Annotated in this window: 14 protein-coding genes; 9 read left to right on the top strand and 5 right to left on the bottom strand. The window is 37.0% G+C overall.

From position 1 onward, the window contains the following. The 5 genes from HMPREF2542_RS08810 to pulA all read left to right on the top strand — a co-directional run bounded on the left by HMPREF2542_RS08810 (position 1) and on the right by pulA (position 6,142). Positions 1-1,296, top strand: coding sequence for a sugar ABC transporter permease (locus tag HMPREF2542_RS08810; protein WP_058669965.1), 1,296 nt, complete (start codon positions 1-3; stop codon positions 1,294-1,296). A gap of 1 nt (position 1,297) precedes the next feature. Further along, complete coding sequence (locus HMPREF2542_RS08805; protein WP_003026676.1) at positions 1,298-2,140, top strand: sugar ABC transporter permease; 843 nt, start codon at positions 1,298-1,300, stop codon at positions 2,138-2,140. Between the two features lie 97 nt (positions 2,141-2,237). Beyond that, positions 2,238-3,050, top strand: coding sequence for a maltodextrose utilization protein MalA (locus tag HMPREF2542_RS08800; protein WP_006269342.1), 813 nt, complete (start codon positions 2,238-2,240; stop codon positions 3,048-3,050). A 10-nt stretch (positions 3,051-3,060) separates the two neighbouring features. Next, positions 3,061-4,053 (top strand): LacI family DNA-binding transcriptional regulator, encoded by a 993-nt coding sequence (locus tag HMPREF2542_RS08795; RefSeq protein ID WP_070484719.1) that lies wholly within the window; start codon positions 3,061-3,063, stop codon positions 4,051-4,053. Positions 4,054-4,066: 13 nt separating this feature from the next. Then, positions 4,067-6,142: a type I pullulanase gene (gene pulA, locus HMPREF2542_RS08790; protein ID WP_070484716.1), complete on the top strand. Its 2,076-nt coding sequence runs from the start codon at positions 4,067-4,069 to the stop codon at positions 6,140-6,142. Positions 6,143-6,358: 216 nt separating this feature from the next. Here pulA and HMPREF2542_RS08785 read toward each other — a convergent pair whose 3' ends face one another. From HMPREF2542_RS08785 to hisS, 4 genes are all read right to left on the bottom strand, one after another. Further along, positions 6,359-7,294: a YitT family protein gene (locus HMPREF2542_RS08785; RefSeq protein WP_058669967.1), complete on the bottom strand. Its 936-nt coding sequence runs from the start codon at positions 7,292-7,294 to the stop codon at positions 6,359-6,361. Next, a complete protein-coding gene (gene aspS, locus HMPREF2542_RS08780; RefSeq protein WP_058669968.1) occupies positions 7,281-9,035 on the bottom strand; it encodes an aspartate--tRNA ligase in 1,755 nt (584 codons plus the stop codon). The genes HMPREF2542_RS08785 and aspS overlap by 14 nt, the downstream gene beginning before the upstream one ends. A gap of 118 nt (positions 9,036-9,153) precedes the next feature. Continuing rightward, a complete protein-coding gene (locus tag HMPREF2542_RS08775) occupies positions 9,154-9,360 on the bottom strand; it encodes a hypothetical protein (protein WP_003071529.1) in 207 nt (68 codons plus the stop codon). Between the two features lie 72 nt (positions 9,361-9,432). Next, positions 9,433-10,713 (bottom strand): histidine--tRNA ligase, encoded by a 1,281-nt coding sequence (gene hisS / locus HMPREF2542_RS08770; RefSeq protein WP_003071530.1) that lies wholly within the window; start codon positions 10,711-10,713, stop codon positions 9,433-9,435. 225 nt (positions 10,714-10,938) lie between these two features. Here hisS and rpmF point away from each other — a divergent pair, with 225 nt between their 5' ends. Further along, positions 10,939-11,121: a 50S ribosomal protein L32 gene (gene rpmF, locus HMPREF2542_RS08765; RefSeq protein ID WP_003071531.1), complete on the top strand. Its 183-nt coding sequence runs from the start codon at positions 10,939-10,941 to the stop codon at positions 11,119-11,121. A 15-nt stretch (positions 11,122-11,136) separates the two neighbouring features. Further along, positions 11,137-11,286, top strand: a complete 150-nt coding sequence (rpmG, locus tag HMPREF2542_RS08760; RefSeq protein ID WP_003026692.1) for a 50S ribosomal protein L33 — start codon at positions 11,137-11,139, stop codon at positions 11,284-11,286. Between the two features lie 78 nt (positions 11,287-11,364). Here the strand turns inward: rpmG and HMPREF2542_RS10220 are convergent, their stop codons facing one another. Next, on the bottom strand, positions 11,365-11,550 hold the full coding sequence (locus HMPREF2542_RS10220; protein WP_002892741.1) for a hypothetical protein: 186 nt from the start codon (positions 11,548-11,550) through the stop codon (positions 11,365-11,367). Between the two features lie 28 nt (positions 11,551-11,578). Between HMPREF2542_RS10220 and HMPREF2542_RS08755 the strand changes: the two genes are divergently transcribed. Together HMPREF2542_RS08755 and cadX are read left to right on the top strand one after the other, a co-directional pair. Then, positions 11,579-12,193, top strand: coding sequence for a CadD family cadmium resistance transporter (locus HMPREF2542_RS08755; RefSeq protein WP_058669969.1), 615 nt, complete (start codon positions 11,579-11,581; stop codon positions 12,191-12,193). An 11-nt stretch (positions 12,194-12,204) separates the two neighbouring features. Beyond that, positions 12,205-12,543 carry a Cd(II)/Zn(II)-sensing metalloregulatory transcriptional regulator CadX gene (gene cadX / locus HMPREF2542_RS08750; RefSeq protein WP_058669970.1) on the top strand — a complete coding sequence of 113 codons (339 nt, stop codon included), beginning with the start codon at positions 12,205-12,207 and terminating at the stop codon, positions 12,541-12,543. Positions 12,544-12,590 lie beyond the last annotated feature (47 nt).

The raw sequence follows: 12,590 nt of genomic DNA, 5'->3' as shown, positions 1-12,590 counted from the left end.
ATGACTACACAACAACAGCCACGTAAAGCATTGCTGCTCTCCCTCATCCCAGGACTTGGGCAAATTTATAATAAACAAAAAGCAAAAGGGGCTATCTTTTTAGGAGTTACCATTTTATTTTTGATTTACTTTTTCGCCATTGCTGCTCCTGAGTTAGGAAACTTAATTACTCTCGGTGAGGTGCCTGGACGCGATAACTCTCTTTTCATGCTGATTCGTGGTGCATTCCACTTTATTCTTGTCATTGTTTATTTCATCTTTTATGCTCTCAATCTAAAAGATGCTTATACTATTGCGAAACGTTGGAATAATGATTATCCAGTTCCTACGACTTTCAAAGATATGTTAAAAGGAATTTACGCTAATGGTTTTCCTTACCTATTGATTATTCCTTCATATATTGCAATGACTTTTGCTATCATTTTCCCTGTATTGGTCACTCTTTTAATCGCCTTTACAAACTATGATTTCCAACATTTGCCTCCAACCAAGCTCTTGGATTGGGTTGGCGTGACAAACTTCACTAATATTTGGCGACTTAGCACTTTCCGTTCTGCTTTTGGAGCCGTTCTTGGTTGGACTATTATCTGGGCACTGGCTGCCTCAACTGTCCAAATCGTCATTGGTATTTTTACAGCTATTATTGCAAACCAACCATTTATTAAAGGAAAACGCATTTTCGGCGTTATCTTCCTACTGCCTTGGGCTGTCCCAGCATTCATCACTATCTTAACTTTCAGTAACATGTTCAACGATAGTATCGGTGCAATCAATACCCAAGTCATTCCACTTCTTGGTAAAGTATTGCCATTCTTAAATGGACATCTGATTCCTTGGAAAACAGATCCGACCTGGACTAAAATTGCTCTAATTATGATGCAAGGTTGGCTTGGTTTCCCTTACATTTATGTATTGACACTTGGTATCTTGCAATCCATTCCAAACGATCTTTACGAAGCGGCTTACATTGATGGTGCAAATGCATGGCAAAAATTCCGCAATATCACTTTCCCAATGATTTTAGCAGTTGCTGCTCCTACACTCATCAGTCAGTATACTTTCAACTTCAACAACTTCTCTATCATGTACCTCTTTAATAATGGCGGTCCTGGTACGGTTGGTGGTGGTGCAGGTTCGACTGACATCCTCATTTCATGGATTTATCGTTTAACGACAGGTGCAGCTCCTCAATACTCAATGGCTGCTGCGGTAACACTTATCATTTCTCTTATTGTGATTTCAATCTCCATGATTGCGTTCAAGAAACTACATGCATTTGATATGGAGGATGTGTAAGATGAATAATTCTATTAAATTTAAACGCCGTTTAAACCACTTTTTAACTTATTTCTATCTAGTGGCTTTATCTATTATCATTATCTATCCTCTCTTGATTACGATTATGTCTGCTTTCAAGACAGGGAATGTCCTTGCGTTTAAGCTAGATACAGATATTAATTTTAGCCTAGAAAACTTTAGCAAGCTTTTTACTGAAACTCTTTATGGGACTTGGTACTTTAACACTTTAATCATTGCTATCTTGACAATGATTATCCAAACAAGTATAGTTGTACTAGCTGGTTACGCTTATAGTCGTTATAATTTCCTAGCTAGAAAACAAAGTCTGGTCTTCTTCTTAATCATTCAAATGGTGCCAACAATGGCTGCCCTGACCGCTTTCTTCGTTATGGCTTTGATGTTAAATGCGCTCAACCACAGTTGGTTCCTCATCTTCCTTTATGTCGGCGGTGGTATCCCAATGAACGCTTGGCTCATGAAAGGATATTTTGATACTGTGCCTATTTCGCTTGATGAGTCTGCTAAATTGGACGGTGCTGGTCACTTCAGACGCTTCTGGCAAATTGTACTGCCACTCGTTCGTCCAATGATTGCTGTACAAGCTCTCTGGGCTTTCATGGGACCATTCGGAGACTACATCTTATCTAGTTTCTTACTTCGTGAAAAAGAATTCTATACAGTTGCTGTTGGTTTACAAACCTTTGTTAGTGATGTGAAGAATTTGAAGATTGCTTACTTCTCAGCAGGCGCTATCCTGATTGCTTTGCCAATCTGTATCTTATTCTTCTTCCTACAAAAGAACTTTGTATCTGGTTTAACAAGTGGTGGCGACAAGGGATAATCTTGTCCCACCCTCTTTTATTTATAGTTGTATGATAGCTAATAAACTTTGCTTTATTAGCCATTACCTGATTATAAATTTTTAGAAAGAGTGTCTTATGCTACCTTATCCATTTAATTATTTTTCTAGTATTTACGGTTTTAAAAAGCCTTTTGCCAACCGAAAATTACTGACCTGGTTTCAATTGATTTTTACAAGCATCTTTTTAATTTCCTTATCCATGATACCAGTTGCTGTGCAAAACGCGTCTCTCAAGACTTATCCACTCACTACTTTTGTAGATGGTGTTTTTGACCCTGTTACAAAGGAAGTAATGGACGATATCACAGAGAATGCTAAAATAGAAAATCATCAATTCAGCTATACTGGTCAGCAATCAACTCACAATAGCAAAGCAGGAACTGTCCTTCTAGGGAAAGAACAGTCTACCTTAGGAGAAAAACTAACACTTGCTTTTGGATCCAAACAACTGATTATCAGCAAAAAAGGAAAAAAACTGGCAAACATTCAATATCAGCATATCAATCAAGCTGCTCTAAAAAATAAAAAGTCGCTCAGTGCCGCCATTTCACAAGATTGGTTTCAACAAAATCGTGTGACAGTCGGTCTATTTCTCGTTCTCCTTTCTGGCGGTCTTTTGACACTGAATTTCTTCATCATCATCTTAGGAGCTACCTTTTTCCTTTATTTAACGAAAAAATCACGTCTTTTTTCTTTTAAAACCGTCAAAGAATGCTATCATTTTGCTTTGAATTGTTTAGGTTTGCCAACTTTGATTGCTGTTGCAGCAGGGTTATTGTTCGGTCAAGCCATGACCACTATGATTACCATTCAAAACATTCTTTTTGTTCTTTATCTCGTCATTATTTTCTATCGGACACATTTCCGTGATGAAAAAATGAAAAAGTAGGAGGTTTTTTATGCGAGTTACTATTAAAGAAGTTGCTAAATTGGCAGGAGTTTCGCCTTCTACCGTTACCCGTGTTGTCCAAAATAAATCCAGCATCAGCGATGAGACCAAAAAAAGAGTCCGTAAAGCTATGAAGGAATTGAATTATCATCCTAATCTCAATGCACGTAGTCTTGTTAGCAGTTACACACAAGTCATTGGTGTTGTCTTACCTGATGATTCCGATGCTTTTTATCAAAATCCATTTTTCCCTTCAGTATTTCGTGGGATCGCTCAGGTAGCTTCTGAATTTCACTATGCTATTCAAATTGCGACTGGGAAAAATGAAAAAGAGCGCATGGAAGCTATTTCCCAAATGGTTCTAGGGAAACGTGTGGACGGACTCATCTTTCTCTACTCTCAAGAAAATGATCCACTAGTGAAAATGGTTAGTGAGGAGCAATTTCCTTTCTTAATTTTAGGAAAATCTCTTTCTCCGTTTATTCCTTTGGTGGATAATGACAATATCCAAGCTGGATATGATGCAACAGAATATTTTATCAAAAAAGGCTGCCGCAATATTGCCTTTATCGGTGGTAGTAAAAGACTATTTGTAACGCAAGATCGTTATAAAGGGTATCAAAAAGCGCTGGAAGATTACCACTTAGAGCTTGATCCTCAAAACACAGCATTTGCAAATGAATTTTTGGAAGAAAAAGGATATCAATTCACAAAACATCTTCTAAATCATGATTCAAAAATTGATGCGATTATCACAACAGATAGCATGCTAGCAGAAGGGGTCTGCAACTATTTAAATCAAAATCAAAATCAATTATCTATTCCTACTCTAGCTTTTGACTCTATTAAACCCAAACTTGACTTGGCAGCTTATGTTGATATTAATACGCTAGAACTGGGGCGGATTTCTTTTAAAACTATCCTGCAAATTATCAATGATACCAAAGAAAATCGACAAATTTGTTATCGCCAAGTAATTCCACATCGCATTATCGAACAATAAAGAAAGGAAGTTTATGGCTTTCCGAATATTCCAAGCCTACTTAGATGACCAAAGTCTCATCACTATCGAGTTAGAAAAACAATTTTATACTGAACAATTACAATTTACAATCGAAACGGTCGATAGCACACAAATTTTACAGATAAGATCTCTGGAAGAACAAGACGACTTTGTGCAATACAGTCTTGCTCCTCTAAAACCGCTAGATTTAACTGAACATTATTGGATTTACGACCAAGATCGTAATAAAATGTTCTTACAATTTCGCCATATTGTGAGAAAGCCAATTTTTGACCAGACTTTTGCTTACAACGAAAACGATTTAGGAGCTCATTATACCCCGGAAGCAACAACTTTTAAGCTCTGGGCACCAATTTCTGAACAAGTATTACTTCATTTACAAAATACTGTTTACCCAATGACTCTCGGAGAAAAGGGAGTGTGGCAAACAGAAGTATTCGGAAATTTTGATGGAGCTGCTTATTACTATCTACACAAAGTAAATGGTCACTGGGTAGAAGTTCACGACCCTTATGCTCTATCGTCCGAAAGTAATTCTGGAGCTAGTTACATAATTAACTTAGAGAAAATTTCTCATCCTATCCATCGAGCACAGACACAAATGTCAATGACAGAAGCCATTATTTACGAGATGAGTGTGCGAGATTTTTCCATGCAAAAAGAAGCTAAGTTTACTTATCCTGGTAAATTCAAATCTCTGACAGAGTCTCCGCAGTTGCAAAAACACACTTTAGGGATGGAGTACATCAAACAATTAGGTGTAACTCACATTCAGCTCATGCCTTTGTATGATTTTGGCAGCGTTGATGAAAATCATCCAGAGCTCGTATACAACTGGGGATACGACCCTATGCAATACAACCTTCCCGACGGCAGTTTTACAACTAATCCACATGATCCATATGCAAGAATCGTTGAATTGCAAGAAGCCATCACTACTTACCACAAAGCTGATATTAGCGTTATCATGGATGTTGTTTATAATCATGTCTACGATCCTAAAGCCTATGCTTTTGAAAAAATCGTTCCAGGTTATTTTTTCCGCTACGATCACAACGGTAATTTAACAAATGGTACATTTTGTGGAAATGATGTAGCAAGTGAACGAGCAATGGTTCGTAGCTATATTAAGCATTCCCTCAAACAATGGTTAACGATTTACGGATTCGATGGATTCCGCTTTGACCTCATGGGGATTTTAGATATAGAAACCATGAAACAGATTGCAGAGGAGTTGCAATCTCTCTATCCGAACGTCTATCTTTACGGAGAAGGCTGGCGTATGAATACGGGGCTAGATAACAATAGACTGGCTCACCAGTTCAATGCTGACAAATTACCAAGTTATGGTTTTTTCAATGATCATTTTCGCAATACAATAAAAGCAACCATCGCAAAAGGCGAACAAATACAAAAAACAAATTCCATAAATTCTATAGAGAATGTTTTAACTGCCAATATTGGTTTTACAGGTACTGAACACTTTATCGCACCGCAACAAGCAATCAACTATGTAGAATGCCATGACGATGCAACTGCTTTTGACTATTTTGCGATACAAAATCCCAAGATTGATTTAAAAGAGCGACTTGACAATGCTCGACTTGCTCTGCATCTCTCTTTGTTGACACAAGGAGTACCATTCATTCATAGTGGTCAAGAATTTTTCCGTAGCAAAAATCTCATTGAGAATACTTATAATACTCCAGATACTATTAACCGTCTAGATTGGCTACGCTCAATTGAATATGAGAAAGATGTGGCATTTATCTGTCAGCTCATTCAATTCAGAAAAAAACATCCACTCTTACGTTTGAAAACACGTACAGAAATCAAAAATTGTTGCTCTGCTCAATGGCTGAATGAATCTATAGTCGAATACAAAATCAAAGAAAAAGAAAATCAAATCACTATCCTCATTAACTTTGGGAACAATTCATTTATCTATCCAAATCAGGATAAACAAGCTGTGTTTATCAACTATCCTAAAATCAGCCTTGATACTCCTCTCGACGCTAACAAAGATTACTATATTGTCCCTGGAAAACAAGTTCTCGCACTTAAATAATTATGGAAAGAAGACTTGCTTTGTCAGTCCTGCCCACTTTTCAAAGCTGTGCTTTTTGAACCCAGCTCTTGTATCATTGATTTACTTCATTCTATACTTTAAAACAAAAACTCTTTGGCTCACTTCCTATTGATTTTGATCTTAAAAAGGGAAGACAGTCTTAAAGGTGTCTAACAAAAAACCATCAGATTAGCTAATTCAGCTAATCTGATGGTTTTATTCTTCCACGAAACGTCCAAGAATATGAACATTATCCGCTACCGATACAAAAGCATGCGGGTCTACTTTTCGCATGATATGCTTGAATTCGTTAAATTCAGCACGCGTAATAACTGTAATCAAAACTGCTTTTTTCTCATGATTGTAGGTACCTTCTGCACCATTGATAATCGTTGCACCACGATGCAACTTATTGTGGATTTTTTCAATAACGGCTTCAGGATAACTGGTAATAATCATAGCTTGCATCCTCTTTTGCTTGGTAAAGACGGCATCTGTCACCCGACTCGAAACAAAAATCGTAATCATCGAATAAAGCGCATATTTCCACCCAAAGGTAACACCCGCAATAATCATAATCATCCCATTGACAATAAAAGAAATATTTCCGACATTTCTGCCTGTTTTCTTCCGAACTGTCAAACTGACAATGTCTGTCCCACCACTAGAAATATTGGAACGCAAGGCAAAGCCAATTCCCATTCCCATAATGACCCCACCAAACAATGCATTGATAATTGGGTCATTTGTTAAACTCACTTCAGGAACAAACTGGATAAACAGTGAGCTCATGGAAACCGTAATAAAAGTAAACACCGTAAACTTGTGCCCAATTTGATACCAAGCCAAGATCATTAGTGGGATATTGATGAGATAAAAAGTTACAGAAACAGGAATGGCAAATCCCAAAAAACGTGTACTTAAAACGGCTAAAATCTGTGCCAATCCCGTCGCCCCACTTGAGTACACATGCCCTGGTTGAAAGAAGAGATTAACTGCAACAGCAGATAAAAAACCATAGATTAGTGAAGCAGATATTTTTTCATCATACTTCTTACGGGAGATACTTTTAAGCACTTGTATCAATTTAAAATTATAAGCCAAACGGCGCAAATAATAACGAAATCGTTTATAAATCTTAGTTTTCTTCATGAGTTTCTACTTGTAAACTTAATTCCTCAAGCTGCTTAGTGTCAACTAGACTTGGCGCCTGTGTCATAGGATCACTTGCTTTATTATTTTTAGGGAAAGCAATCACTTCACGGATATTTTCCTCACCAGCTAGCAACATGACAAAGCGATCTAGTCCGATAGCTAACCCACCATGTGGTGGAAAGCCGTAATCCATAGCTTCTAGCAAGAAACCAAACTGATTAGTAGCTGCTTCTTTAGAAAAACCAAGGGCTTTAAACATTCGTTCTTGCAAATCTTTATGGTTAATACGAAGACTTCCACCACCCAATTCATAACCATTCAAGACAATATCGTAAGCAATAGCACGAACTTTACTCAAATCACCTTCTAACTCATGAGCTGTATCTGCTTGTGGAAGGGTGAATGGGTGATGTGCACTCATATAACGTCCTTCCTCTTCCGACCATTCAAACATTGGCCAATCCACTACCCAAAGATAATTAAATTTCGACTCATCAATCAAGCCTAGTTCTTTTGCCAAACGAACACGAAGTGCACCCAAAGTTGCATTAGCAACTTCTACAGTATCAGCTACAAAGAGAACCAAATCATTTTCTTCTAGCTGTAAAGCATCCGTCAACTCACTTGTCAAGTCTTGCAAAAATTTAGCAATTGGGCCATTTAATTCATCTGAAGCCACTTTGACCCAAGCAAGTCCTTTTGCACCATATTGTTTTGCTTGCTCTGTCAGCTTATCAATATCTTTACGAGAATATTTATCAGCAGCATTTTTCACAACAATAGCTTTAACTACTGGTGCTTCTGAAAAAACTTTAAAGTCAATCTCCTTGACAATATCTGTCAAGTCTTGCAAAAGCATTTCAAAACGAGTATCTGGTTTATCGCTTCCATATAAAGTCATCGCATCATCATATGTCATTCGTGGGAATGGTAGCGTAACATCAACTCCCTTCGTTTCTTTCATCACTCGAGCAATCAAGCCTTCTGTAATATCTTGGATTTCTTGGTCAGAAAGAAATGAAGTTTCCAAGTCAACCTGTGTAAACTCTGGTTGACGGTCTCCACGCAAATCCTCATCACGGAAGCACTTCACAATTTGATAATAACGATCAAAACCAGCATTCATCAACAATTGTTTTGTAATCTGAGGACTTTGTGGCAATGCATAGAAATGTCCTTGGTTCACTCGACTTGGCACCAAGTAATCACGCGCACCTTCTGGAGTTGATTTCGTAAGAAACGGAGTTTCTACGTCGATAAACTCAAGCTCATCTAAGTAATTACGAATTGAATGTGTTACTTTAGCTCGTAATTTCAAATTTGCCAACATTTCAGGACGTCGAAGATCTAAATACCGATAACGAAGGCGCGTATCATCATTCGCTTCAATGCCATCTTTAATTTCAAATGGAGTTGTTTTGGCTGTATTGAGAATTGTCAAAGTCTCCACATGCAGTTCAACAGTTCCTGTTGCAAGTTTATCATTTGCCTGCGTACGTGCTTCTACTTTTCCAGTCACTTCAATAACATATTCGCTTCGCAACTTTTCGGCAGTTCCCATAACTTCTTTAGTCACATTCTCAGGATTGATAACCAGCTGCATAATGCCTTCGCGGTCACGTAAATCAATGAAAATCAAGCCTCCCAAGTCACGACGACGGGATACCCAACCTTTTAAAGTGATTTCTTGACCGACATGTTCACTACGAACACGTCCAGCATACATTGAACGTCTCATTTTTATTCTCCAAACTTTTAATTCTTTTACTATTTTACCACAAAAGAGATGAAAAAGAAGTCCGCTTTTCAAAAACTTCTTATCTTAACCTAATCTCTCATAAAAAGGAGACTAAGTTTCATTTCTTAATCTCTCTTTCATATAATTCAGGATGCAAAACCTTAACAACATAACTTAAGGCTAAGCGCAACAGTCCTGCCGCTAAGCCAAAAATCGGTGCTAAAAATCGAAAGAAAAAGTCTCCTCTCACAAAATAAGCAATACCACCTATTACTAAAAAAACTATTATAAATTGAAGTATAGATGGAATGACAATTTTTTTCATCAGTTATTCAACCTCTGTTCACCTTACACAAATAATAGCAAAAAGCCAGTACCTAGCTTTTGCACTTCTCAACTAAAATCCTACTTGCTTAAAAATTACTTGAAAATCTTCTTGGATCTGATTTAAATCGACAATTAATTCTTCACGCGTTTGATTGTTTTTGATAGTGACTTGTTTGCTTTCAATTTCACTTTCGCCAAGAGTTATTAACACTTTAGCACCAAAGGTGTCTGCTGACTTGAATTGCGCTTTCAACTTACGATTTAAATAATCACGCTCAGCTGTAAACCCTTGCTTGCGAAGTGCTTGCACAATTTCCAATGCTTTATTATTAGCACCTTCTCCCAAAACTGCAATATAAACATCTAAGCTATCTTCTAGCGGCAATTCCACACCTTGCTTTTCAAGAACGAGGAGGAGGCGTTCCACACCCATTCCAAAGCCAAATCCAGCTGTCTCTGGCCCACCAAAATAAGCAACAAGGCTATCATATCGACCACCTGCACAAATTGTCAGTTCATTACCTGCTACATCTGCGGTAAATTCAAAAATCGTATGATTATAATAATCCAATCCACGAACCATATTGGTATTGATAACATAAGGAATTCCCAGTGCTTCCAACATCGAACGCACAGCTTGAAAATGAGTTTGGCTTTCCTCATCTAGATAATCCAGGATAGAGGGTGCATTTTCAACAGCGAGTTTATCTTCTTTTTCCTTACTGTCTAGCACACGGAGAGGATTTTCTTCCAGACGACGCTGACTGTCTTTAGAAAGACTGTCTTTCAACGGCGTCAAATAATCAATCAATGCTTGACGATAAGCGGCGCGACTCTCCGCATTCCCCAAACTATTCAACTGCAACGTTACACCTTGAATACCAATTTCATTGAAAAATTGGGCTGCCATAGCAATCGTCTCTACATCAGTCGCAGGATTATTGGAGCCAAAACACTCTACACCAATCTGATGAAACTCACGCAAACGCCCTGCCTGCGGACGCTCATAACGAAACATAGAACCCATATAATAAAGTTTCACCGGCTTTTGGACTTCTGGTGCAAAGAGTTTATTTTCCACATAAGAACGCACAACTGGTGCTGTTCCTTCTGGGCGTAATGTGATATGACGGTCGCCTTTGTCATAAAAATCATACATTTCTTTGGTTACAATGTCAGTCGTATCTCCAACAGAACGACTAATCACTTCATAATGCTCAAACAGTGGTGTGCGAATCTCAGCATAGTTGTATTTTTTAAAAGTATTACGAGCAAATTCTTCCACATACTGCCATTTCCCAGAATCCTTTGGAAGAATATCTTGTGTGCCCTTTGGTTTTTGTAATTTCATAGTCTTTCCTCGAATTTATATAATATAATTATTGTACCACAAGTCCGTTATTTTGCGGGACATTTGAAAATATTTCCCATAGAAAACTTCCCTTTACTAAAAAACTGGCTAGTTTGTCCAAAAATTTGTCAAGTAACTTTACTTTACAAAAAAAATTTGATATACTACTAAAGTTGATGAAAATCATCATTGAATAGATTTTAAAAACTAAAAGGAGAATTTAAAATGGCAGTACCTGCACGTCGCACTTCAAAAGCGAAAAAAAACAAACGTCGCACTCACTACAAAATTACAGCTCCATCTGTAACTTTTGATGAAACTACTGGAGATTACTCACGTTCTCACCGTGTATCCCTCAAAGGATACTACAAAGGACGTAAAATCGCTAAAGCTGCTGCAGCTGAATAATAGAAGGGAGCTATCATGCGCGTAAATATTACACTTGAACACAAAGCATCTGGTGAACGCTTGTACCTTACTTCTAAAAACAAACGTAACACTCCAGACCGTCTTCAATTGAAAAAATACTCACCAAAACTTCGCAAGCACGTTGTGTTTACAGAAGTTAAGTAAGGGTTTCAGTACACGTCAATAGACGTCAAAATATTGATTTTAAGCGATTTTTGATTTTTTGAAACTCATTATATCGCACTACAAATCAATAAAAACTCTACCTTTTACTCTACCTTTTTTAGATAAATATATCATCTGGATATTGAAGTTAAGCCCTGCTATCATTTCGATGGCAGGGCTTTTTAATATTTGGTACACTAACTTCTTATCTATATTTTGGTGGATTTTAAGTTGACATCTACAAAGTTTAATGTTAGAATACATTCAAAAATATATTTGAATGAGGTGTTTTATGATTCAAAATGTTGTTACTTCAATAATCCTGTATTCTGGGACAGCCGTAGATTTACTTATTATCCTAATGTTATTTTTTGCCAAAAGAAAAAGCAGAAAAGACATCATTAACATCTATTTAGGACAATTTCTAGGCTCTGTTAGTCTAATATTGCTAAGTTTACTTTTTGCATTTGTCTTAAATTATATTCCTAGTAAAGAGATTTTAGGTTTGCTCGGTTTGATTCCAATTTTCCTAGGCCTCAAAGTTTTGCTTTTAGGAGATTCTGATGGAGAAGCTATTGCAAAAGATGGTTTGCGTAAAGATGATAAAAACCTGATTTTTCTAGTCGCTATGATTACTTTTGCAAGTTGTGGTGCTGACAATATTGGTGTTTTTGTCCCATATTTTATTACCTTAAATTTAGCGAATTTGATAGTGGCTTTACTTACTTTTCTAGTCATGATTTATCTCTTGGTTTTTTCTGCCCAAAAATTGGCACAAGTCCCTTCTGTTGGAGAAACTTTGGAAAAATATAGCAGATGGTTTATTGCCGTTGTTTATTTAGGATTGGGGATGTATATCCTGATTGAAAACAACAGCTTTGACATGCTAAGGACTGTGTTCGACTAGGAGAAAAAAATATGAAAAAAGATAGTATCTGCCAAGTGAATATTATAAATCAACAAAATGTTACAACTGCAACGAACTACCTTGAAAGGGAAAAAGTCCAAAAATCACTTCGAATTTTATCAAAGTTTACCGATAATAAACAGATAAATATCATCTTTTATCTCCTTGCTGTTGAAGAACTCTGTGTCTGTGATATAGCCTGTTTACTAAATCTCAGTATGGCATCTGCCTCCCACCATCTTCGTAAACTAGCCAATCAAAACATCTTGGATACTAGAAGAGAGGGGAAAATTATATATTATTTTATAAAAGATGAGGAAATCAGAGATTTTTTTAATCAACTAGGATAACAACTATTTTTACTACTTTCTACTTTTCCATGATTATAGGGGGATTA

Source organism: Streptococcus sp. HMSC034B05 (assembly GCF_001809055.1).
In the GTDB taxonomy this organism is placed as follows: domain Bacteria; phylum Bacillota; class Bacilli; order Lactobacillales; family Streptococcaceae; genus Streptococcus; species Streptococcus constellatus.
The sequence above is the reverse complement of the archived record's forward strand: the minus strand, read 5'-3'. Positions and strand labels throughout refer to the sequence as shown.